Annotated in this window: 22 protein-coding genes and 1 tRNA gene; 17 read left to right on the plus strand and 6 right to left on the minus strand. The window is 46.1% G+C overall.

The window, feature by feature from the left end:
* Positions 1 to 13: 13 nt before the first annotated feature.
* Together Q8K48_02950 and Q8K48_02955 are read right to left on the minus strand one after the other, a co-directional pair.
* Positions 14 to 2,119: an MMPL family transporter gene (locus tag Q8K48_02950; protein MDP1851357.1), complete on the minus strand. Its 2,106-nt coding sequence runs from the start codon at positions 2,117 to 2,119 to the stop codon at positions 14 to 16.
* Positions 2,120 to 2,267: 148 nt separating this feature from the next.
* Positions 2,268 to 2,618: a zinc ribbon domain-containing protein gene (locus tag Q8K48_02955; GenBank protein ID MDP1851358.1), complete on the minus strand. Its 351-nt coding sequence runs from the start codon at positions 2,616 to 2,618 to the stop codon at positions 2,268 to 2,270.
* A gap of 4 nt (positions 2,619 to 2,622) precedes the next feature.
* Here Q8K48_02955 and Q8K48_02960 point away from each other — a divergent pair, with 4 nt between their 5' ends.
* The 3 genes from Q8K48_02960 to Q8K48_02970 all read left to right on the plus strand — a co-directional run bounded on the left by Q8K48_02960 (position 2,623) and on the right by Q8K48_02970 (position 6,133).
* Positions 2,623 to 3,144: a copper resistance protein CopC gene (locus tag Q8K48_02960; GenBank protein ID MDP1851359.1), complete on the plus strand. Its 522-nt coding sequence runs from the start codon at positions 2,623 to 2,625 to the stop codon at positions 3,142 to 3,144.
* A 71-nt stretch (positions 3,145 to 3,215) separates the two neighbouring features.
* Positions 3,216 to 4,988, plus strand: coding sequence for a cytochrome c oxidase assembly protein (locus Q8K48_02965; GenBank protein MDP1851360.1), 1,773 nt, complete (start codon positions 3,216 to 3,218; stop codon positions 4,986 to 4,988).
* Positions 4,988 to 6,133: an acyl-CoA dehydrogenase family protein gene (locus Q8K48_02970; GenBank protein MDP1851361.1), complete on the plus strand. Its 1,146-nt coding sequence runs from the start codon at positions 4,988 to 4,990 to the stop codon at positions 6,131 to 6,133. Before Q8K48_02965 ends, Q8K48_02970 begins: the two co-directional genes overlap by 1 nt.
* On the opposite strand, the gene Q8K48_02975 is transcribed toward Q8K48_02970, so the two are convergent.
* Positions 6,130 to 6,678: a 5-formyltetrahydrofolate cyclo-ligase gene (locus Q8K48_02975; GenBank protein MDP1851362.1), complete on the minus strand. Its 549-nt coding sequence runs from the start codon at positions 6,676 to 6,678 to the stop codon at positions 6,130 to 6,132. The two genes, Q8K48_02970 and Q8K48_02975, sit on opposite strands and share 4 nt — an antisense overlap.
* A gap of 68 nt (positions 6,679 to 6,746) precedes the next feature.
* Between Q8K48_02975 and Q8K48_02980 the strand changes: the two genes are divergently transcribed.
* From Q8K48_02980 to Q8K48_02990, 3 genes are read left to right on the plus strand one after another with little or no spacing between them, the layout of a single operon-like run.
* Entirely contained in the window at positions 6,747 to 7,658 is a 912-nt protein-coding gene (locus Q8K48_02980) for a molybdopterin-binding protein (GenBank protein MDP1851363.1), read from the plus strand.
* A gap of 7 nt (positions 7,659 to 7,665) precedes the next feature.
* A complete protein-coding gene (locus Q8K48_02985) occupies positions 7,666 to 8,250 on the plus strand; it encodes a GNAT family protein (protein MDP1851364.1) in 585 nt (194 codons plus the stop codon).
* A gap of 48 nt (positions 8,251 to 8,298) precedes the next feature.
* Positions 8,299 to 9,075, plus strand: a complete 777-nt coding sequence (locus Q8K48_02990; protein MDP1851365.1) for a hypothetical protein — start codon at positions 8,299 to 8,301, stop codon at positions 9,073 to 9,075.
* Here the strand turns inward: Q8K48_02990 and Q8K48_02995 are convergent, their stop codons facing one another.
* Positions 9,076 to 10,350 carry a glycosyltransferase family 39 protein gene (locus Q8K48_02995; GenBank protein ID MDP1851366.1) on the minus strand — a complete coding sequence of 425 codons (1,275 nt, stop codon included), beginning with the start codon at positions 10,348 to 10,350 and terminating at the stop codon, positions 9,076 to 9,078.
* Positions 10,351 to 10,400: 50 nt separating this feature from the next.
* Here Q8K48_02995 and rsmI point away from each other — a divergent pair, with 50 nt between their 5' ends.
* The 11 genes from rsmI (at position 10,401) to Q8K48_03050 (ending at position 19,842) form a co-directional block, all read left to right on the plus strand.
* Positions 10,401 to 11,243, plus strand: coding sequence for a 16S rRNA (cytidine(1402)-2'-O)-methyltransferase (gene rsmI / locus Q8K48_03000; GenBank protein MDP1851367.1), 843 nt, complete (start codon positions 10,401 to 10,403; stop codon positions 11,241 to 11,243).
* A complete protein-coding gene (gene metG, locus Q8K48_03005) occupies positions 11,240 to 12,805 on the plus strand; it encodes a methionine--tRNA ligase (GenBank protein ID MDP1851368.1) in 1,566 nt (521 codons plus the stop codon). The genes rsmI and metG overlap by 4 nt, the downstream gene beginning before the upstream one ends.
* Before the next feature lie 5 nt (positions 12,806 to 12,810).
* Entirely contained in the window at positions 12,811 to 13,671 is an 861-nt protein-coding gene (locus Q8K48_03010; protein MDP1851369.1) for a TatD family hydrolase, read from the plus strand.
* Entirely contained in the window at positions 13,668 to 14,504 is an 837-nt protein-coding gene (gene rsmA, locus Q8K48_03015) for a 16S rRNA (adenine(1518)-N(6)/adenine(1519)-N(6))-dimethyltransferase RsmA (GenBank protein ID MDP1851370.1), read from the plus strand. Before Q8K48_03010 ends, rsmA begins: the two co-directional genes overlap by 4 nt.
* Before the next feature lie 46 nt (positions 14,505 to 14,550).
* Complete coding sequence (locus tag Q8K48_03020; protein ID MDP1851371.1) at positions 14,551 to 15,465, plus strand: 4-(cytidine 5'-diphospho)-2-C-methyl-D-erythritol kinase; 915 nt, start codon at positions 14,551 to 14,553, stop codon at positions 15,463 to 15,465.
* A 53-nt stretch (positions 15,466 to 15,518) separates the two neighbouring features.
* A tRNA-Gln gene (locus Q8K48_03025) sits at positions 15,519 to 15,590 on the plus strand.
* A 15-nt stretch (positions 15,591 to 15,605) separates the two neighbouring features.
* Entirely contained in the window at positions 15,606 to 17,024 is a 1,419-nt protein-coding gene (gene glmU, locus Q8K48_03030) for a bifunctional UDP-N-acetylglucosamine diphosphorylase/glucosamine-1-phosphate N-acetyltransferase GlmU (protein ID MDP1851372.1), read from the plus strand.
* A gap of 3 nt (positions 17,025 to 17,027) precedes the next feature.
* On the plus strand, positions 17,028 to 18,008 hold the full coding sequence (locus Q8K48_03035; protein MDP1851373.1) for a ribose-phosphate diphosphokinase: 981 nt from the start codon (positions 17,028 to 17,030) through the stop codon (positions 18,006 to 18,008).
* 149 nt (positions 18,009 to 18,157) lie between these two features.
* The gene (locus Q8K48_03040; protein ID MDP1851374.1) at positions 18,158 to 18,763 is read left to right on the plus strand and encodes a 50S ribosomal protein L25/general stress protein Ctc; all 606 of its coding nucleotides are present in this window, start codon (positions 18,158 to 18,160) and stop codon (positions 18,761 to 18,763) included.
* 29 nt (positions 18,764 to 18,792) lie between these two features.
* Entirely contained in the window at positions 18,793 to 19,368 is a 576-nt protein-coding gene (gene pth / locus Q8K48_03045) for an aminoacyl-tRNA hydrolase (GenBank protein MDP1851375.1), read from the plus strand.
* A 222-nt stretch (positions 19,369 to 19,590) separates the two neighbouring features.
* A complete protein-coding gene (locus tag Q8K48_03050) occupies positions 19,591 to 19,842 on the plus strand; it encodes a DUF6458 family protein (protein MDP1851376.1) in 252 nt (83 codons plus the stop codon).
* Positions 19,843 to 20,003: 161 nt separating this feature from the next.
* On the opposite strand, the gene Q8K48_03055 is transcribed toward Q8K48_03050, so the two are convergent.
* Together Q8K48_03055 and ppc are read right to left on the minus strand one after the other, a co-directional pair.
* Complete coding sequence (locus Q8K48_03055; GenBank protein MDP1851377.1) at positions 20,004 to 20,282, minus strand: hypothetical protein; 279 nt, start codon at positions 20,280 to 20,282, stop codon at positions 20,004 to 20,006.
* 235 nt (positions 20,283 to 20,517) lie between these two features.
* Complete coding sequence (ppc, locus tag Q8K48_03060; GenBank protein MDP1851378.1) at positions 20,518 to 23,238, minus strand: phosphoenolpyruvate carboxylase; 2,721 nt, start codon at positions 23,236 to 23,238, stop codon at positions 20,518 to 20,520.
* Positions 23,239 to 23,274: the final 36 nt, after the last annotated feature.

The raw sequence follows: 23,274 nt of genomic DNA on the forward strand, positions 1-23,274 counted from the left end.
CTTCTCACATGTGTCAGTGTTTTAAGGTGAAGCGTTGCATCCATTTCGGCGCCCACCAGTTGCGTTCGCCAAATAAACGCATAAGGGCTGGAACTAATAAAGCCCGAACTAATGTGGCATCGAGTAAGACAGCGAGTGCAACACCAAATCCGAGCATCTTTATTGAGGTAACTCCACTAGTCATAAATGTTGCAAATACACCAGCTAATAGCAATGCGGCAGCGGTAATGATGCGCGCCGAACGTTGTAGGCCAATGGCGACAGATTCGACATTGGATTTTCCTGTCAAGTGTTCTTCCCGGATACGTGAAAGCAGAAAGAGCTCGTAATCCATGGATAGTCCAAAGACGACAACAGCGACCAAAATAACCGAACCTGTATCAAGGGTTCCAGTGAGTGTGAAATCTCCTACTAGCCATTTCAGGTGGCCATCAATAAAGATCCATGTAATCGCACCCAATGTTGCGCAAAGTGATAGCGCATTAAGGATTATTGCCTTTATTGGAAGAATTATTGAACCAGTGAAAACAAAGATAAGAATTAAAACGGTTAAAGCAATCCAACCAAGTGCGAATGGAAGTTTGGAGGCAATTCCATCCTGCGAATCAGTGAAATCTGCGGCAGCCCCGCCAATGAGAGTCCCGACTGGTTTCTCTAAGGCACGAATCTCCCGAATTACTTGCTCAGATGCAGTGCTTCGAGATGCAACAGAGGAGATAACCTGCACGCGAATATCTTGGCCGTAGGTTTCAAAGGCACCAATTCGAACTACACCATTGACGGTCTTTACTTGATTGAGAAACTCGGAGATTTCAACTTCGCGACCAACACCATCTGGGACAACAACTTCGATTGGACTACCTAGAAGTCCATCAAAGCGGCTCTCAATTATCTGAGAGGAAATCGCTGCCCGGTCAGAGGCGGGCAATACTCGTGAATCAATCTGGGCGAAGGCGATATTTGCAACAGGCAGAGTCATAATGCCAAGAATTGTCAGCGAAGCAACCACAACGGGAATTGGGCGTCGCATTACTGTCCGTGCAGTGTGTGCCCACCTGCCATCTTCCTTCGGGGTAATTGCACTTCTACGCACGACACCCTTATCAACTCTCTCTCCTAAAATTGCAAGAAGTGCAGGTAGCGCGATAACTGCGCCAATAACAGCAAGTGAAATTACTGCAACTCCCGCATAACCAAATGATTTCAAGAAGTTAAGTGGAAAGAACAAGAGCGATGCCATAGTTACAAAGACGGTTAATCCTGAATAAAAAACCGTTTTACCGGCCGTTGCAACGGTAGTTATAACCGACTCTTCAACGGATTTTCCATGGTGAAGTTCTTCGCGAAACCGGTTGACCATCAACAGGGCGTAATCAATTCCTAATCCCAGTCCCAAGCCAGTAATGAGATTGAGGGCAAAAACGCTTACATTAGTGAAAAGCGTTAAGAGATAGATCAGCAAAAATGAACCCAGAATCGCCGTAACGCCAACAAATAAAGGCATCGCCGATGCGACCATAGCCCCGAAGACAAAAATCAATAATAGAAATGTAAATGGAATAGCGATGGATTCAGCCAGAAGAAGATCCTTTTCAATACGATGGTTGATGGCCTGAGTAATGACTGCGCCGCCACCGGCATAAACCTGCAAGTCTTTATATTCTCCATCAAATCTCTCTTGAACCACTTTTCCGAGCGAGTTAAATCCATCGAAGTCATCTAATTTTAAATCTGCATAAACGAGAATGAAACCAGCTTTCCCATCGGTTGAGCGCATGGTTGGAGCACCACCGGTAGACCAGTATGAGTAAGTCTTTGAGATTCCCTTAACGCTACGAATCTCTTTTTCTAATGCCGATGCGCTTACTGCAACTTGGGCATCATCAACACTCGTTTTTGAATCCACCACCAGTGTAATAATTGGCTCATGTACTTTAAACTTCTCAATTATGTATGTGGTCGCTTTGGCTGACTCACTCTGTGGATCTGAATAACCGCCGCTATCGAGTTTTCCAAAAGCTAATGACCCAACAGCGCCTGCAGCAAGAGTGCCAAGTAAGAAAAAAGTGAGCACACTTTTTCGTCGCCGAACGATAAAACTGCCAAGTTTTTCAAACATGTACGACACCGGTTTCTTCGTCTAGACTAATGGTTATGAGCAATATCTTCCCCACCGTAACAACGGATGAGATTGATCCTGAGGCCGCTGCTGAAGCGGCAAAGCGCGATGAGGAAATCAAATCAGATAAGCCGCCCCACCACGAAGATTAATCACTCTTAGGTGCAGGCGCGACTGGTGTCGGTGCTGGGACTGGGGAAGAAACCTCGCTCGTAGTTTTCTTTTTCACCGAGTCGGTTTTATAGAACCCGGAGCCCTTGAAAACGACTCCAACGGCTGAATAAATCTTGCGAATCTCACCGGTGCACACAGGGCATTTGGTCAAGGAGTCATCAGAAAAAGTTTGAAACGCCTCGAACTCATGAGAGCAGGCATTACACGCATATTGATATGTGGGCACGGTCGCTCCAATTGCAAGAAGTAACCCCCTTGTGGGGGTAGATGCTAAGTCTAAAGAAGTGGCACGATAGGGTCGAATCGAGATTAAGAAATGGGGCATTACGGTGAGAATTAAGAGCCTGGCGGTGCTTCTTATTGTGCTTTCTTATTGTGGCGTGGCGAGCGCCTCGGCAAATTCGCTAATCAGCACACTTCCCATCAGTGGTTCAACTCTGACTACACCACCTAGTTCAGTAACCCTAACAACTAAGACCGAACTTATTCCAGATGCGAATGAATTGATGGTGACGGATCCATCTGGACTGCGTGTGGACGATGGAACAATTGCGCTCGACGGCGTTAATGTATCGATCGGTTTAAAAGCCTTAACTGAATCTGGAATGTATAGAGTGTCTTACATACTTTACTCTGAAGGTGAGGCTCCGCTTCAAGGCTCATTTACATTTAACTTCTCTGCCCCAAGTGTGATTTCCCCAACTGATCCAACGCCGACTCCTACGCAACAACAAACTCCGGCGAGCAGCAGCTGGGGAACAAATGTTTTTATCTTTGCCATTTTAGTAGTTGCATTCTTTGTTTTGATTGGACTCTCACTCTATGCTCGCAAGCTCTTTAAAGACCGATGACCGCACTGGGAACGTTTTTTAAATTTCTTTCACTTATTGGTAGTTTTACGACCATTGGAACTCTTCTGGCAATGGCCTTTCTCCTTTTAGATTTTGAAGGAAAGTTTTCTACCCAAACGCACAAATTGAAACGTCTGTTGTGGAGTTCGGCGATAGTGTGGAGCTTCGGTAGTGCTGGAACAATCATTGTTACATTGGCAACAATTCTTGACCAGTCTATTTCAATTGCATTAGGTCCAAATGAACTACGCTCATTTATTACTCAGATTACGCTCGGTCAGTACTTGTTCTTTGAACTGATAGTTGCGCTTTTAGTCGCAATTTCGGCCTATCACATCAAAAGTATTCTTACTGCGGCCTTTGTTTTATTTTTATCGATTATAGGCTTAGTGGCTCCAGTATTTCAGAGTCACTCTGAATCAAGTGGTTCTCATGGTTTAGCGATCGGCGCATTAGTAATCCACGTTGCAGCACTCTCTCTGTGGGTGGGTGGCGTTATTGCTATTGCGCTGTTAGATCCAGAGGATAGACCGATTGCTGTTTCTCGGTTCAGCGAATTAGCTTTATGGGCAGTTATCGCAGTTGTTGCAAGCGGAACGGTTAATGCATGGGCGCGCTTAGATTTTCAAGGCGCTTGGAATTCGGCATATGCATACATTGTAATCGCCAAAATTGTAGTGACATTAATTTTAATTTCTATTGGCTATATGCACCGCACAAATCTCGCATTACGCGAGCGCATTGATTGGCTGGGTTTCGGACGTTTAATATTTGCAGAGGCGATCATCTTGGTTGCAATTGTTGCAATAGGCGCTTGGCTTTCAACAAATGAGCCTCCGGCGCGTCCGATAGTTCCTGAATTCGACCCGGCTGTTGCTATTACTGGGATTAGTACACCGCCACCTCCTACATGGAGCCGAATTCTTTTCAGTTACGAACCCGATGCGCTGATGATTGGAGTTCTGATTACTGCGGTGGCTCTCTATATCAAAGGCGTACTTTTAATGACACGTCGAGGCGATAACTGGCCAGTTGGACGCAGCATTGCCTTCGGTCTCGGTATTGCTGGAATTGATTTTGCAACAAGTGGCGGACTTGGGCTCTATGCCCACTTTGCTTTTTCATATCACATGGTTGCGCACATGGTTTTAGGAATGATTGCGCCAATCGGTATCGTCCTTGGTGCACCGATTACTCTTGCACTTCGAACTCTGCCACAAGGTCGAAATAGTAATGAACGCGGCGTGCGTGGAACTCTGCTTGCTGCACTTCACTCCAAAGTGGCGGGTTTTTTCACTAATCCGATTGTCGCTTTAGCTTTTTTCGATGGCTCACTATTTGCACTTTACTTCACAGGGCTATTTGGTGGAATGATGCAGAGTTATGTGGGTCATCTCTTTATGAGTATCCACTTTATTCTCGCAGGAATTCTTTTTTTTCATGTCATTATTGGCGTCGACCCCAATCCGCGTCGTATTCCGCACCTAGCGCGCATAGTCATCGTATTTGCGGCGATGAGTATTCATGCTTTTTTCTCGGTGGCGCTAATGTCATCCACTACGCTGATAGATCAAGGCTATTTTGCTTCGCTCAAAACCCCATGGCTAACAGATCTTTTAGCTGATCAACAGTTAGGTGGATCTATTGGTTGGGCTATGGGCGAGATCCCAATTCTCTTGGCTCTCGTGGCAACCTTCATAAGTTGGGTCAAAGATGATTCGCGTGAAGCACAACGAATTGATCGAAACACCTCGAGAGCGGCGGCGATGGGACAACCAGATGAACTCGCTGTTTACAATGAGTATTTACAAAAACTAGCCGAGCGCGATAGGAATGATACCTAATGGAAAACTTATTTGACCTTCCACATGAATATAAGGAGCTACGCGCAAGCGTACGCGCACTTTCAAATAAAGAGATTGCTCCCTTTGCACAATCAGTAGATGAAGACCATCGCTACCCGCAAGAGGCCGCTGATGCTCTTCAAAGAGCGGGCTTAAGCGCCGCGCATGTTCCGACTGAATTTGGAGGCGATGGTGCAGATGCGCTTGCCACAGTAATTATTATTGAAGAGGTTGCACGAGTTTGCGGTTCATCTTCTCTTATTCCTGCCGTGAATAAACTGGGCTCTTTGCCTTTGATTTTGGGCGGCAGTGAAGCGCAGAAAAGGCGTTGGCTTCCCCAGTTAGTCTCAGGAATGGGTTTTTCTTACTGTTTATCAGAATCCGATGCAGGATCGGATGCATCGGCGCTACGCACAAAAGTCGAACGTGATGGCGATGGTTGGGTTCTAAATGGAAGTAAGAAATGGATATCTAATGCAGGAATTTCCGATTTTTATACGGTCATTGCCCAAGGAGATTCATCGCTGGGGTCAAAGGGAATTACCGCTTTTATTGTTGAGAAATCTGATCCAGGACTCTCCTTTGGCGCTCCTGAAAAGAAAATGGGCTTTAGAGGATCACCAACACGTGAAGTCTATTTTGACAGTATAAAACTAAGTGATGATCGTCGAATCAGTGAGATTGGCGGTGGATATACACTTGCAATGAATACTTTAGATCACACACGCATCACTATTGCAGCACAGGCATTGGGTTTAGCCCAAGGCGCACTTGATGTAGCCACTAAATATTCTCATGAACGTAAACAGTTTGGCAAAGAAATTTTCGATTTTCAAGGCGTGCAATTTATGTTAGCTGACATGGCAATGAATGTAGAAGCTGCCCGTCAGCTCACATATGCTGCGGCAGTTAAAAGTGAGAATAACGAAAGAGATTTACGGTTCTTCTCAGCCGCTAGTAAGTGTTTTACAAGTGATATGGCTATGAAAGTGACGCAGGATGCTATTCAGATCTTAGGTGGCTATGGATACGTTTCTGACTATCCAGTAGAACGAATGATGCGGGATGCGAAGTTAACTCAGATTTACGAAGGTACAAATCAGATTCAGCGTATTGTTATGGCACGTAATCTCCCGTCAAGTTAACCTTTAAATCGCACAAGGATTGAAGGAGTAGCTGCGGCATTTAATGGGATGTCATGCACCTCGCGTGGCAAAATCTCACTGGTTAACTCTCCTGCATAGACTAAGCCAATTTTCCAGCCGGGAATATAAGCCAAAGCGCGATCGTAGTAACCGCCACCTTGGCCGAGCCGGTATCCCTCGTGGTCTATATGTAATGCAGGCACGATCATCACATCTACAGTGCTCAGATCCTGAACCGGTTGACCTTTGGGTTCAGAGAGTTTTTTTGTAATTTTTAACGAGGACTCATCACCATTCCATTCGATCCAATTTAAATGTTCCCCATTTACTCGGGGCAGAAGTAAGCGTTTACCGGCGTCAAGAAGAGCCTTATTAATCTGATGTGTGCTTGGTTCGTCGCCAATTGAATAATATGAAGCTACTGTCTTGGCAGTAAGAATTTCCGGTGAATTCAAAATAATTGAAAAACTAGATGGAATGAATTTCTGTCTCCTTTCGCGTCGCAATCTTTCGCGGAGCTCTTTCTTTACTGTGTTCTGATTCATCTAGCTCTCCCTGTAATTTGTAGGCCTAAATCCCAAAGAAAGGTCGGCCTAACAAGTATGGTGTGATTATGACAGAGCACACGCGAGTAGATGGGTTTCTTACATCGCTCATCGCAATATGCACCCCACTGGATTCTTTTGATATGCCTCTTTTAGATGCTCACGGGGCAACACTTTCTGAGGATATCTATGCGGGCGAGCGCTTGGTCATGCGCGCCGGTAGTCGAATTCGATCAACACAAATCGGTCTTGCAGCATCGATTGGGCGAGATCATCTACCGACTCGCCCCCATCCGCGAGTTGTAGTTCTCTCAGCCGGTCCAGATCTCGTTGAACCAGGGAAAAGCCTTGTAGGTGAAGAAAAGTTCGAAGTCAATTCTTGGTTGCTCACGACGGCCGTGCGTGAAGTTGGAGCAGTTGCATACCGAGTTCATTCAATTCCAGATGATGAAGACGAGCTCCAGGGCGTTATTGAAGATCAATTAGTTCGGGCGGATCTAATAATTATTAGCGGTGAGAGACAGGATGAATCTTTTGATCTTATTACCCGCACTCTCTCCAGAATGGGCGAGATAACTACTGTGGATATGGCCGTTGAAGTAAGCGGGCGACATAACTTTGGGCAGATCGGCCCGGATAAGACGCCTGTCGTTACTCTGCCAGGGGATCCGATTGCAGCCTACATTTCCTTTGAACTCTTTGTTCGTCCAATGATTCGAACCATGCTTGGTGCGGCAACTATTCATCGCCCCTCAGTAAAGGCAAAGCTTGAAAAAGCAGTTGAATCGGCCCCAGGAATGCGCTCCTATATCCGCGCGGTGCTATCTGAAGATGCAAAATCCGTGATGCCGCTCAGTGATCAGGAGGAGCTGTCCACACTCTCGAATGCCAATGCTTTTATCGCAGTTGGGGAAAAAGAGATTTCATTGTTGGCTGGAGATGAGGTTACGGTAGTGATTCTTGAGCGAAGATATATATAAATAAGAGATGAAGCAGAGCTGGCCCCACATTCTCAATGGAGATGAAATCTCCTTGCGGCCACTCAGGTTTCGAGACCATAGTAGATGGAATGCAGTTCGCGCCGAGAATCGAGCATGGCTTTCGCCATGGGAGGCGACAATTCCACTTCTTTATCCATCAGATACAGCCGATGAGCCCGCTATCACGCTTCCCTCGTACTTTGAAATGGTTCGAACTCACAATAGTGAGGCCCGGCATGGTCGTTCATTCTCATTTGCCATGTGGAAAGAGAGAAATTTGATAGGGCAAATCTCACTAGGTGGGGTTATTTACGGTGCATTGCGTGGAGGCCATATCGGTTATTGGATTGACCGTAACTATGCAAATAAGGGTTACACGAGTCAGGCAGTGGTTCTACTTACTGATTTTGCATTTAACACGTTGAAGCTCCATCGTATTGAGATAAATCTTCGGCCAGAGAATGGTGCATCGCGTAGGGTGGCAGAGAAAGCTGGCTATATCTTCGAGGGAAATCGGTCTAACTACTTGCATATCGATGGAAATTGGCGCGATCACATCTGTTTTGTTAAGGAAAATCTCTCCATTAAGTAGCACCTAAATCCCCGAAATATATGGGATTCACCCTTATCTTTATACATCATGGCTTCCGGACTAATTTATATTGCGATCATCGGCATGTGGGTCGCATATTTTGCACCCCGTTGGATCCATGACCGGAACGAATTTTCTGGTAAATCAGTTGAGCGGTTTAAAGTTGCTCTGACCGTTGTGGCAAATTCTTCACCGCACACAAGTCACAACGGTGGACTTCTCCATATTGATTTAGATCGTGAAGCAAAAATTGCACAGTTACTTCTGCAGAGACGAATAATTTTTGTTCTACTAACTTTTTCACTAATATCAACGCTTGTGGGTGGGTTTATGAATACGATGCCTTTCTTGTATGCACTTGTTCCTGCAACTGGTATTTTGATTTATGTTGCAAACGTTCGACGCCAAAGTGTCGCTGAGCGAATTCAGCATCGTCGCATACAACAATTGCATAGACGAACTTCTGGAGTCTCGGCAACTAATCTGGTTGAGGTAGTTACACCTAAACCTTCCCAAGAACATTGGGTCCCACTATCTGAGCGCGAACTTAAAGGTGTTGTGATATTGCCTCAAGGGACTGCGAGCATGCGTAATGCTTGGCAACCGGCTGAAGTTCCTGTCCCTACTTATGTAAGTGCTCCGAAAGCAATAGTTCCAAAACGAGTAATTGATTTAACTACTCCGGGAGCATGGAGTGAGGAGCAAGAACGTCTCGAGCGCGAAGCTTTGGCCGCGACCGCTCCCTCACGAAATGAGATATTTGATCAACAACTTGCCGATGAGGCAGTTCAACGTTTGAATCAGTCTCGGGCATCTAACGAGTAGTTAGATCCACGATTTAAACCACATTCGCTTCAACCACTCATCGTAATTAATAATCTCTCCAGTAAAGAGTGGTAAAAAATAGATAAAATTTAAGAAAATTAAAATCATTACAGTCGTCACTAGTCCTATTGACCAGTGAGGTTGCATTGCACTATCTAGAATGAGTTTGGCGCAGTAAATAAGCGCTAAAAGCACGAAGGGTTCAAAAATGATTGCATAGAAGGCAAATACTGTGCGTTGTTGGAAAAAGAACCAAGGAAGATAGCCTGCGATGATTCCAAGAACGGTTAGATTTAATACACCTTCGGTACTACGTCGATATAATGAAAGAAACCAATAACCAATCACGACGGCAACTGCGATTGTGCCAAACCACCAGAGAATCGGTGTTCCTATTGCCAGTATCTCTTGCGCACAATTTTTAGATTCACATCCCTGCGGAGATTCATAGAAGAATGATGTTGGTCGCCCCATAATCATCCAACTCCAAGGGTTTGCTTGATAGGGATGTTTTTCAGTCAGGCCAGTATGAAATCCCAACATTTCGGCGTGGTAATGCCACCAGGAAAGTAATACGTTTGAGGACCAACTCCGATCCCATCCACGCTTACTAATAAACCAACCGCTCCATGTACTTACATAAACAACAATTGGAAGAAGACCGTACTGCGCAAACGTTACCAATGAAGGTCGGATTAATTTTCGACCGGAATAAGAGGAAAAAACTCTGTACAGTGAAACAAGCGCCATCGCTAGCAAAAAATATAGAGCACTCCACTTAGTACCCATTGCTAAACCAATTGCAATTGCGGCATACCAATGTCTTTGACGGTACCATAAATACACCGCAAGCAGGACAAAGAACGTTAAAAACAAATCTAACAACGCTGTCCGAGAATGGACTAGCAACAATCCATCCATTGCCATAAGAGCTGCAGCCATCGCGGTAAGTAATGGTGAGAAGAAGAGAATATGTACCAAACGTGCAAAGAGAAGAATTAACAATGTGCCAACTACTGCGGTGGCAAATCTCCAACCGAATTCGTTGTCTCCGAAAATCTTGATGCCACTTGCAATTAACCATTTCCCAACGGGTGGGTGAACGATGAATTCAGGTTTGTTACCCGAAACTTCAACGCCAAATTTCAAAAAATCTCTAGCACCATCGACGTAATAGACCTCATCAAATATGAATCCTTTAGGCCTACCTAGATTGATCAAGCGAAGCGCTAGAGAGAAAATAGCAATGAGTAAAGGGGCAAGGGCGGCGACCATATGCGTAATCGTATGCGCTTAATTGGTTAATTTACTGAGATGATGTAACCATGGTTCTTATATTGGCGGCGACCCCGCTGGGCAACTTTGGTGATGCGAGCGCACGCTTAAAAGCGGCTATTGAAAGCGCAACGATTATCGCAGCCGAGGATTCGAGAAGATTTCACCGACTGTGCTCAGATATGGAAACCAGTTTTTCCGCCAGAGTGCTCTCATTTTTTGAAGGCAATGAAGAAGAGCGCACTCGAGAACTGCTTAACGAACTCCAAACTGGGGCTACGGTCTTGGTTGTTTCAGATGCGGGCATGCCCACAATAAGTGATCCAGGATTTCGCCTAATGCGAGAGGCGATAAAAAACGGTGTTGAAGTACGCGTGATTCCTGGGCCAAGTGCGGTGACAATGGCTGTTGCCCTCTCGGGGCTACCAACTGATCGTTTTACTTTTGAGGGCTTCCCGCCGCGGGCATCTGGCGCACGTCAAACAGGCTTTGAAAAACTGCGTCACGAGGAGCGCACAATGGTTTTCTTTGAAGCCCCACACCGTTTAGGAGATTCGCTGGAAGATGCGATTTCAGTTTTCGGTGTTGATCGTAGAGGTGCAATTTGCCGTGAAATGACTAAACGATATGAAGAAACTATTCGAGGCACTTTGGCCGAGCTTTCAACGTGGGCAGATTCCAATGAAGTCCTAGGGGAAATAACTCTGGTTATCGAAGGAGCTTCAACTGATTCGGCGGCTATGACGGCCGAAGAAATGGTTGGGCGAGTTCGTGAGTTTGAAAACGCTGGCATGGATCGAAAATCGGCCATCGCATCGGTGGCACAAGAGTTCGGTATTGCAAAGCGCATAGTTTATGCCGCCGTGGTCGATGCGAATAAGATGAGCACGTGACTAAATCCTTCTATGTGACGACGCCAATTTATTATGTCAACGATGCTCCTCATATTGGGCATGCATATACAACAGTTGCCGGAGACGTTCTTTCTCGTTGGCATCGACAAAAGGGTGAAAATGTCTGGTTTTTAACTGGAACCGATGAGCATGGCGAAAAAATTATGCGAACTGCAGAGGCAAATGGAGTATCTCCACAAGCCTGGGTAGATGAACTCGTTGAAAGTAAGTGGAAACCAAACTGGGAAAACCTCAATATCGCTAATGATGATTTCATTCGTACAACCGAAGTTCGCCACACTGAAAGAGTTCAACGTTTCTTGCAGAAATTGAAAGACTCTGGCCATATCTATGCAGGAAAGTATGAAGGTCCATATTGCGTTGGATGCGAAGAATTCAAACTACCAGGTGATATGACACTCAGCGGTGAAGAATGGCTCTGCACGCTGCATGGAACTCCGGTTGAAAACATTAAAGAGGACAATTGGTTTTTTCGCCTCTCCGCATTCGTAGAGCCATTGCTAGCGCACTATGCTGCGAACCCGCACGCATGCCAGCCTGAAAGCGCGCGGAACGAAGTAATTTCCTTTCTCAAAAGTGGCGTTACTGATTTATCAATTTCACGATCGAGCTTTGACTGGGGTATCCAAGTACCATGGGACACGAATCAAATTTTTTATGTATGGTTTGATGCACTTCTCAATTATGCAACAGCGGTCGGTCTCGGAGACGAGTCAGATAGTGAAGGTGGCCAAAAGTTTGAAGAAATCTGGCCACCAGATGTTCATCTAATTGGGAAAGAAATTCTTCGTTTCCATGCAGTTATTTGGCCTGCAATGTTGATGGCTGGAAATCTGGCCACGCCTAAGATGGTTTTCGCACATGGCTGGCTTTTAGTCGGCGGAGAAAAGATGAGCAAGACCAAATTCACTGGAATCATTCCAAGTGATATTACCGATCACTACGGAGTCGATGCATTCCGATACTATTTTTTACGCGCGATTCCATTTGGATCTGATGGCTCGTTTTCATGGGAAGACATGTCGGCACGGTATACATCAGAGCTCGCAAATGATTTTGGCAATTTAGCATCGCGAAGCGCGGCGATGATTGAAAAGTACTGTGGTGGGGTTTTGCCAGCGCTGGCTCACCATGCAGATTTGGAGGCAGCACTTCATAACGCAGTAAATAAAGCCGATTCAGCCATTTGCGCTTTGGATTTCCAAGGTGGGATAGTGGCGATAATGGATTTTTGCAAAAGGGTTAATGGTTATGTAACTGAGAAAGAGCCTTGGATACTAGCCAAGGACCCATCAAATCAAAATGAGCTCGAAGGGATTCTCTACAACACCGCCGAATCTCTTCGCGCCTTAGCTGTTTTATTAAACTCTTTTATGCCGGCGACCTGCGAAATTTTGTGGCAGAGTCTTGGTGCGCGTGAGAAGTTGGGGGAACTCTCTGCACAAAAAATTGCTGATGTTGCAACATGGGGTCAACTTCCTGAGGGTGCGACTATCAGTAGAACTCCAGTTCTATTTCCACGGTTAGAAACCAGCGCATAAGCCAGATGGCAGATCGCCATAATAGGGATTTTGAACGCCCACGTGCGCCGCTGCCAGAGCCCTTGCCCATTGCAACCGTTGATTCGCATGCACACATGGAGATCATTACAAATACCGCTCCCGATTCCCAAGAAGTTGAAGATGTAATTGCAGAAGCAAAATCGGTAAACGTCGACCGAATTCTCCAAGTGGGTTATTCGGCGAAACAGTCTCGATGGTGCGTAGCAGCCGCAGAAAAGTGGAACAGATCGGTTTTAGCAGCGGTAGCTCTACATCCAAATGAGGCACCTGTAGTTGCAGACTTAAATGCCGACTGGGCAATCATTGCCGAACTCGCTAAGCATCCACGCGTATGCGCTATTGGTGAAACAGGTTTGGACTATTTCCGCACTCCACCAGAACTTCATGCTCGTCAGCAAGAGTCTTTCAAATGGCACATTGAATTAGCAAAACAAACTGGAAAAGCTTTAGTGATACATGATCGCAATTCTCATGACGATGTCTTGTCAGTCCTCCTTGAAGTAGGAGCTCCGAAAAACGTTATTTTTCACTGTTATTCAGGCGGAGTTGAAATGGCCAAGGTGTGTATCGAAAGAGGGTACACACTTTCTTTCGCCGGAACACTCACGTTCAAGAACGCCCCCGAACTGCGCGAAGCCGTCAAACTAGTTCCAATCGATCAGCTACTAGTTGAAACAGATTCACCTTTCTTAGCACCGATGCCACACCGCGGTGCGGGAAACACTCCCGCACAAATTGCAAATATTGTTCGGGCGATGGCCGTGGAACGTGTGAGTGATGTAGGAGAACTGGCTTTTGCATTGAGTAATAATGCTGAGCGTATATTCGGATCGTTTGCACCATGAGCTTGCTTGGAGCTGCACACATTCGCGAACTTGCAGCCACATTGGATTTAAAGCCTTCAAAATCACTTGGTCAAAACTTTGTTATTGATTCAAATATCTGCACAAAGATAGTTCGAATCGCTGGAGTTACTAGAAATGATATCGCCCTAGAAATTGGACCCGGTCTTGGGTCATTAACATTGGCACTTCTTCATAGCGCAGCATCGGTCGTAGCGGTTGAAATAGATTCAAGACTTGCGCATCAACTTCCGATTACTGTGGCAAAACATTGGGAGCATCCAGAAAATTTAACACTCATTAATCAAGATGCTTTAACGTTGAAGGAGTTACCAGTTCAACCCACAGTCTTGGTAGCAAACTTGCCTTACAACGTTTCGGTCCCCGTTTTGCTGAATTTACTCGAAAGATTTCCAACCCTTCGAACCGGCGTAGTCATGGTGCAGGCCGAGGTTGCAGATCGATTAGCCGGGCGACCTGGCACAAAAGAATATGGAATACCTTCGGTAAAAGCGGCTTGGTGGGCCGAAGTTAAAGGAGCTGGATCAATTTCTCGCTCGGTATTTTGGCCTGTTCCTAATGTAGATTCAAAACTAGTTTCATTTACTCGACGAAGCACACCAGGAGATGAGGAGCTTCGCAAAAAAACCTTTGCAATTATCGATGCCGCCTTTGCCCAACGGCGCAAAATGTTGCGATCTGCCTTGGCGCCTCTCTATGGTTCATCATCGGCGGCCGAAGAGATTTTGCTTAGGGCTAGTGTCGATCCCACACTTCGTGGAGAAGCGTTAGATATCTCAAGTTTCTGTTCAATCGCCTCTGTCTCTGGGCCATGATGATCACTTATCTGCAAATAACAAGGGAAAGTAATAGAGTCAATTCATGCCAGTAAAGAGCGTCACCGTTCGCGTGCCCGCAAAAGTAAACCTGCAGCTTTCGGTAGGTCCACGCGAGGCCGATGGTTTCCATAACGTAGTAACAGTATTTCAAGCCATCTCTATCTATGATGATGTAAAAGTAACTCTCGCTGAGGCCAAGAGCGGGGTAAGTATTTCGATAACTGGAGATCAAACCCATGGAGTTCCAACGGATGAGAGCAATTTAGCGCTAAAGGCAACTGCATTGTTGGCGAAAGAGTATGACTTGGATATTGATGCGCATATTGAGATTAAAAAATCAATTCCAGTAGCTGGCGGAATGGCCGGTGGTAGCGCCGATGCCGCAGCAATGATTATTGCCATCGATTATTTATATTCACTTGGAATGAATCGCGAAGAAATGTCGGAAATTGCCGCCAAGTTAGGTAGTGACGTGCCATTTATGTTAAATGGTGGAACGGCCATCGGCACAGGGCACGGGGATCAATTAACGTCGGCACTTTCACGAGGCACGTATCACTGGGTTCTGGCTCTTTCCTCTGTTGGATTATCAACTCCTGCCGTTTATGCAGAGTGTGATCGCTTGCGCTCAGAGTTGGAGATCTCGCAGCCGCAAACTAATGAGTTGTTGATGCAAGCACTTCTTGCAGCAGACCCAAAGTCTGTTGGAAAAAGCCTTGTTAATGATTTACAAGCTGCTGCATGTTCGTTGCGACCAGCACTTCGTTTAGTTCTAGATGTCGGTCAAGAATATGGCGCGCTCGGCGCTTTAGTTTCAGGTTCTGGGCCAACAGTTGCATTTCTAGTTTCTGATGAGGAGGCGGCTTTGGATTTAGCTGTGGCCTTAACAGCAAGTGGCGTAGTAGGAAGCGTGGCACGAGCTTATGGACCAGTCGCAGGGGCAAAAGTTCTCACTTAAGAATTGGCGCAATATGGTCATAAGCATGGGTATTTATAAGGGAGAATACAGGTTCCGCCATTGTGTAGTGGCTAGCACATGGGCCTTTGAAGCCCAGGGTCCAGGATCGATACCTGGTGGCGGAGCGATAGACTGACATCGTGGCCGTAGAAACCGTGATTATCCTGGCAGCAGGTGACGGAACACGGATGAAATCGCGTCAAGCAAAAGTTCTTCACCACGTTGCCGGGCGTTCGTTACTTGGGCACGTACTTGAGGCAGTTAATCACGTGGAGCCTTCTCAGATACGCATTGTTGTCGGATCTGATCGAGAAAGCGTTGAGGCGCACATTTCCGAAATTTCTCCATCGGCCATTACGGTCTTTCAAGAAAAACGCGGGGGCACCGGTCAAGCGGTTCAGTTGGCGCTCGCAGGGAGCACTTCCAACGGCACGGTTTTGGTTTTAGCTGGTGATACTCCAATGCTTACAGGTATGTCACTGGCGGCATTTCTGGAGGCTCACGCAGTTGGAAATTACGCAGCATCGGTTTTAACTGCAGAGCATCCCGATCCATCTGGGTACGGGCGAATTATTCGCGACGATGGTGCAGGGCTTTTACGAATTGTTGAAGAGCGTGATGCGAGTGAAGATGAGAGATTTATATTTGAGATTAATTCCGGGGTTTACGCCTTCGATGGAGCTAAGTTAACAGGTGCAATTGGGCAGATCACCAACTCAAATTCTCAAGGCGAGCTGTATTTGACCGATGCCATTGAAATTCTGCAGAGATCTGGCGAATCAATTGCAGCTTTTTTGCTCGATGATTTTACCGAGATATTAGGGGTCAATGACCGCATACAACTGTCGGATTCGGCTGCCCTACTGCGTGATCGAATCAATGAACACTGGATGCGCGAAGGAGTCACTATTATCGATCCAACAACAACGTGGATTGATGCAACTGCGACGCTCTCAAGTGATGTAACTCTGCACCCAGGTAGCGCCATTTTAGGAACAACTACGATTGCAACTGGTGCTGTCATCGGCCCTCGAACAACTTTGACTGACTGCGTGGTTAGAGAAGGTGCCTCTATTCTGGAATCAATCGCCACTGATACTGAATTCGGTGAAGGTGCAACTGTAGGGCCGTTTACATACCTTCGTAGCGGAACAGTATTGGGGGATAACACTAAAGCAGGTGCATTCGTAGAAATTAAGAATTCAACTATCGGGACAGGTTCTAAAGTTCCTCATCTCTCATATGTCGGCGATGCAACAATTGGAGAAGGATCCAATATCGGTGCTGCAACGATCTTTGTTAACTACGACGGTGTTGATAAACATCACACGAAAATCGGAGATCATGTTCGTATTGGAAGCGACACAATGTTAGTTGCACCAATTACTATCGGTGACGGGGCTTATACAGCGGCAGGGTCGGTAATCACTGAAGATGTTCCAGCTGGTGCAATTGGTGTTGGCAGAGCTAAACAGAGAAATGTATTAGGTTGGGTTATGCGCAAGCGAGCAGGTTCACTGTCAGCGTTAGCGGCCGAAGCTAAAGAGAAGAAGGGCTAATAAATGAGCGAGATTCGTTTATCTTCCGAAAAGAGATTACGTCTTTTTGCAGGTCGCGGATTTCCAGAACTAGCCGATGAAGTCGCCGCAGAACTCGGCATTCCATTGACACCAACCTCAGCTTATGATTTTGCAAATGGCGAAATTTTTGTTCGTTTCGAAGAATCAGTTCGTGGATGCGATGCATTCGTTATTCAAAGTCACACAACTCCTGTTAATAAGCAAATCATGGAACAACTCATCATGGTTGATGCGCTAAAGCGTGCCTCTGCAAAACGCATCACGGTTGTAGCACCGTTTTATGGTTACGCACGTCAAGATAAAAAAAGTCGAGGGCGCGAACCAATCACTGCACGATTGATGGCAGATCTTTTCAAAACTGCCGGTGCTGATCGCCTAATGTGCGTAGATTTACACACATCGCAGATTCAAGGCTTCTTTGATGGCCCAGTAGATCATCTCTTTGCATTGCCAATGCTTGCGAATTATGTCGGAAGTAAAGTCGACCGCAGTCGTTTAACTATCGTCTCTCCAGATTCAGGTCGAGTACGAGTAGCAGAACGCTGGTCGGATCTTTTGGGAGGCTGCCCAATTGCTTTTATTCACAAAACTCGTGACCCTCGTATTCCAAATGAGGCGACCGTTGGTCGAGTAGTTGGAGATGTACAAGGACAAACTTGTGTAGTTATTGATGACATGATCGATACTGCCGGCACAATCACTAAGGCGGTTGATGCATTATTTGATGCAGGAGCAAAAGATGTCATCATCGCTGCAACACACGCTGTGCTATCGGGTCCTGCAGTGGAGCGCTTACGAGAGAGCAAGGCATCTGAAGTTGTCGTAACAAATACTCTTCCAATATCCGAAGATCAAAAATTCGATGGACTTACAGTTCTTTCAATCGCCCCACTTTTAGCTCGGGCAATCCGTGAAGTTTTTGAAGATGGATCAGTCACAAGCCTTTTTGACGGCCTTTCGTAACGGTAATTTGCACAACCCTGACCTCACAGGCTAGCCTTTGGCCTGTTCCGGCGAGGGTATAAAGGTACTTCCGTAATCGACGGTGTAGGAGTTAAATCCTTTCGGAACTTTGTGATTCAACCGAAGTTTCCACTTAGAGGAGTAATAAAATGGCAGAGATTACTATCAACGGCGTCCTTCGTACTGAATTTGGTAAAGGCGCATCACGTCGTGCACGTCGCGATGGTTTAGTTCCTGCAGTTATTTACGGTCATGGTGAGAAGCCACAGCACATTACACTTCCAGCCCGCGAACTCGGCATTGCTCTGAAGCAGTCAAACGTGCTGCTCGATGTTGTTATCGATGGAAAGACTGAGCTAACACTTCCAAAGGCGATTGTTCGCCACCCACTCAAGCAAATAATTGAGCATATCGATTTAGTTCTTGTTCGGCGTGGAGAAAAAGTTGTTGTTTCTGTTCCCGTTCATGCTATTGGTGAGCAGGATCGCGATGGAGTGCTCGAGCATGTAAACAACACCATCGACGTACGTGTTGAAGCATCTGCAATTCCAAACTTTTTTGAACTCGACATTACAGGCCTTGCAGCTGGTCTCTCGCTTTATGCCGGTGACGTAGCTCTTCCAGCTGGCGTCGTACTTGAATCAGATCCAAAAATGATTGTTATTCACCTTTCTGAGCGTTCAACAGCCGCTGAAGAAGTGGCACCAGTTGCAGAGGTAACTGAGGTCGCTGAACCGACTGCTGAAGCAGAATAGTAGAAGGCTTAACCCTTACCCTTATCGTTATGACATGGTTGGTAGTTGGACTCGGTAATCCTGGAGATCAGTATGCTGCCACCCGTCACAACGTAGGTCAGATGGTTGTTGATGCAATGGCAATCGGCAATAAACTGCGTTGGAGCACGCACAAATCACGCACCGAAGTCGCGGCATTCAAAATCGGTGCGCCTCCACACGCTCACTCTGTGATCATCGCAAAGTCCAAGAGCTACATGAATGAATCCGGTGGACCGATTAAAGCGCTCGCCGCTTTCTATAAAGTTGAACCTTCACACATAATTATTCTCCACGACGAATTAGATATTGCCTTCTCAACTATCCGCGTCAAACTCGCCGGTGGCGACAACGGCCACAACGGATTGAGAAGCCTTACTTCATCTTTAGCGACCCCAAATTATTACCGTGTTCGCCTTGGCATTGGCCGACCAATCGGCCAACAAGATCCCGCCGATTTCGTCCTCAAACAATTTTCCGCCGCCGAGAAAAAAGATCTCAGCAATTTTCTCATACGTGGCGCAGAGGCTGTCGAATCATTAATCACAAAGGGATTAGAAGTGACACAACAGGATTTTAACTCTTAAGCAGTCTGCATCACGAGGATCAGATTCTTTAATTCCAACAAGTGCAGCAGTCGACTGCGCCGTGGTTGATAGCAGCCATTAAAGGTTTGACCGGATAAATAAAAAATTTTGTCTTCTTTTCCGAGCTTTCCGTGTATCGTAAAAGTACTTGGGATTTTAGACTGTGTTGCGATTCCTGCGACTAATCAACGATCCCACCAAAACAAGTGTTTGGAGAAAATCATGGGTATTGGAAGCGGAATAGTTCTATTTGTTGCGGGAGCCATTGTGGCATATGCTCTCAACTTCGAAGTTAGTTCAGTCGATCTTGAGTTGATTGGCTCGTTATTTATGGGTGCTGGAGCGCTGATTTTTCTGATTTCACTTGTCACTGTATTTAAAAAGCGCTCATCAAGTGTTTCCACTCGAACATCAGTTGACCCCTCGCATGGAGAGAAAGTTGTCGAACAAGAGAAAAAGAGTGACACTCTCTAGTTTGCAAGAGTTACAACAGTGCATGCGCCAAGGAAACTGTTGATTTAGAGATCGAAATAACGACAGGGAAAGCAAAAAGCGCGTCTGACCTGCTCTTCTAATTTCTTTCCATTCGCTGGGGTCACAACGGGGTCACGAAACGAGCCGCAACGTGTCTCATGTTACGTAGCTACAAGAGATAGCAAATTTGTGAACCCAAAGCTAACGATAAAGATCACTGCAATCAAAAATGGGGCTTTAGCCTTGAGGTCACCCCCAGAAATTGCTCTTCGACTGAAGAAGATTGAAATTGCAGGCGGAGAGAAAATAATTGCAAACGAAACAAAGATCATCAGAATTTTAATCCGAATAGGGGCGTTAGTCGTTCCTACCTCGAAACCAAGACTGCTGTACAACCATTCTGCAATTACAATCCCAATAATCAGGCTAATCGGCGTCACGGCTAGGAATATCCACGCCTTTCTCCTATTCGCGTTCATCTTGATCTCCACATGCTCTTTAGTCGACTATTCAAGGCTAGACCATTAACAACCTTCTAGGTAGTGCAGGTTTGAGTGCCTGACCCTCATTTATCTAGAAATTAAAAGACAAAACCCCCGGCATTTCTGTTGGGGGTTTTGAGCAAAGATCCCTATAGGTCGAAGTAGAACTCGAACTCGCTTCAATAGTTAATATTTACCCCGTATTTCTTAGACCTGCAGCGACACCATTGATTGTCAGGAGCAATGCCCGTTGCAAGGTTGGATTTTCTTCACCAGCAGAATCTCGCACCCGCTTAAGTAAATTGATCTGCAGTAAATGGATTGGCGATAAGTAGGCATCGCGCACTTGCAGAGTTCTGGCCAGCACCGGTTGATCCCCGAGTAGGGAGTCTTTTTTAGTTAACAACAAAATTTCAGCAACAGTTAAATCAAATTCAGCCTGGATAGTGTCTAAGAAGTGGTGGAGCTCATTAGGTACAAGTGCATCCACATAGCGTCGAGCTAACACTAAATCCGTCTTGGCTAAAGTCATTTCAACATTACTAATAAAGGTATTGAAAAAATGCCATTCTTGAAGCATTGTGGCAAGCACTTCGGAGTTACCAGACATACGTGCCGCCATTAGCCCAGATCCGACACCAAACCAACCTGGAACAATTTGACGCGATTGCGTCCAACCAAAGACCCATGGAATCGCACGCAATGAAGCAAGTCCACCGTGAGCATCTGGGCGTCTTGATGGGCGTGAACCCAAATGGAGATTTCCCAATTGCTCAACTGGCGTGGATGAATAAAAATAGGCTGGAAGATCTTCGTGATCGATCAAACTCCGATATGTCTTGAAAGAGTTATCACTCACCAACTGCATGCACTCATTCCAGCTAGTTAAATCTTCAATTGATTGACGAGGACCACGATTGAGAACTGTTGCTTCAAGGGATGCGGCAAGAGTTAGCTCTACATTTTCTCTAGCAAGTGATGCCAAAGAATATTTATCACTAATAACTTCGCCCTGTTCGGTCATCTTGATTTGACCATCAACCGAACCCCATGGAAGTGCAATGAGGGCCTCATATGTCGGCCCACCACCTCGACCGACGGAGCCACCACGACCATGGAATAAGCGAAGTTTGACGCCATACTTCATTGCCACATCACGAAGTCGACGCTGCGCCCGATGAATTTCCCATTGGCTAGTTGCAATACCTGCATCCTTATTTGAATCTGAATATCCCAACATCACTTCTTGAAGATCACCGCGAAGTTTAACGATGGTGCGATAGGCAGGATTGCTTAAAAGCTTCTCGAGAATCTCACCAGCTGCGCGGAGTTCAGCGACAGTTTCAAGAAGCGGTGCAAAACCGATTCGAGCCTTTTTATTTTTAAGGCTTACAAGACCGGCTTGCTGGGCGATAACAACGGCAGCGATTAAATCATCAGCCCCTTTAGTCATTGAAACTATATATGTTTCAATCGCCTGCGAACCGAAACGATCAATCAAATCTGCAATTGCAAAGAAAGTTTCAAGCGTATTTCGCCCCGCGGAATCTAACTTTGTAACATCTAGATTTGCATCCTGAGTTAAAAATTCAGTGAGAATATCAAATTTTTCCTCATGGCTCTTTTCGAAGTAGCCGGAAATTCCACTTATCTGACTTAAAACATGATGGTGTGCATCAGAATGCTCTCGGATATCCATGGTTGCATGAGTAATCCCAAACGCTGCCACTGTTCGAATCGTCCGCTCAAGCAATCCGGTGGCAATGAGCTCACCTTTATGAGCAAAGAGCGAATCGCGCATAAGCATTAAATCTTTAATTAACTCCGAGGTATCGGCATAATCTCGGTGGGCAACGTGTGGACCACCCTTAGCGTGGCGGTCTCGAGTTATTGCAAGCCGGTGCACGATTGCTGTGGCCTTTAAACGATATGGCTCTTGCGAATTTAGGCGTAAAAAGCGTGGTTCAAACTCAGTTAGGTGCTTCAAATCCATTTCAACAGAGGCGGTTAATTCTGGGGTAGCGCCAATAATTCGAGTTGAAATAGAAAGCATCTGACGTAGCGCATCCATTGCCGCGATAGTCACCCGGATGGCATGACCAACTTGGAGCACCATCGCATCGGTAGTGACTTGAGAGTTTACATTTGGATTTCCGTCGCGGTCTCCTCCAATCCAGCTTCCAAAAGATAATGGTCGGGCAGTAACTGAAACTACAACATTGATGCGCTTCATTTCGCGCGCAAAATCATTTAAAACCTCGGGGACTGTTTCACGAAACAGATCATCAAGGTAGTAGAGCGCATTCATCGCCTCATCAAGTGGCTCTGGCTGCCCAACTCGAAGTTCATCGGTCTGCCACAACAAATCAATTGTTTCGGCTAAGCGATCTCTTTGCGAAGGATTGCGCGAATCTTCAAGTAAATCTGCGACACGTCCCATTTTACTCAGGACTGATCGACGCGCGGCTTCTGTTGGGTGCGCAGTAAAAACCGGTCGCACTGACATTTCATTAATCCACTGAGAAATCTCTTCGCTAGAGAGTTCGTGCCCTGGCGTTTGTGCTTTCAACGCCGCCTCAATTTTGTCGACCGCTCGTGCTAGCCACGATCCACCATCTGCACGTGCATCGGCCAACACGCGCGCGCGGTGAACTTGTTCAGCAATGTTTGCTAAGTTGAAATATGAACTAAAGGCGCGCACCAACTGGACTGAATCTTCAAGTGTTAACGATGCTAGAAGTTCTACGCCATCACCCTCGCGTACCGCCTTACGTACTTTCTCAACGAGTTCAAGAAGTTCAGGTCCCTCTTGGCGCACTAATGTCTGGCCAAGTAAGTCTCCAAGCCTGCGGACATCGCTACGAAGAGCCGCATCATCTGCAGCGACTGCACCGCCAAAACCACCCAAACTCATTGGGCAATCCTCTCAGGTCGCCATGGGCGTTGCGAA

The sequence above is a fragment of the Candidatus Planktophila sp. genome, from assembly GCA_030681675.1.
In the GTDB taxonomy this organism is placed as follows: Bacteria; Actinomycetota; Actinomycetes; order Nanopelagicales; family Nanopelagicaceae; genus Planktophila.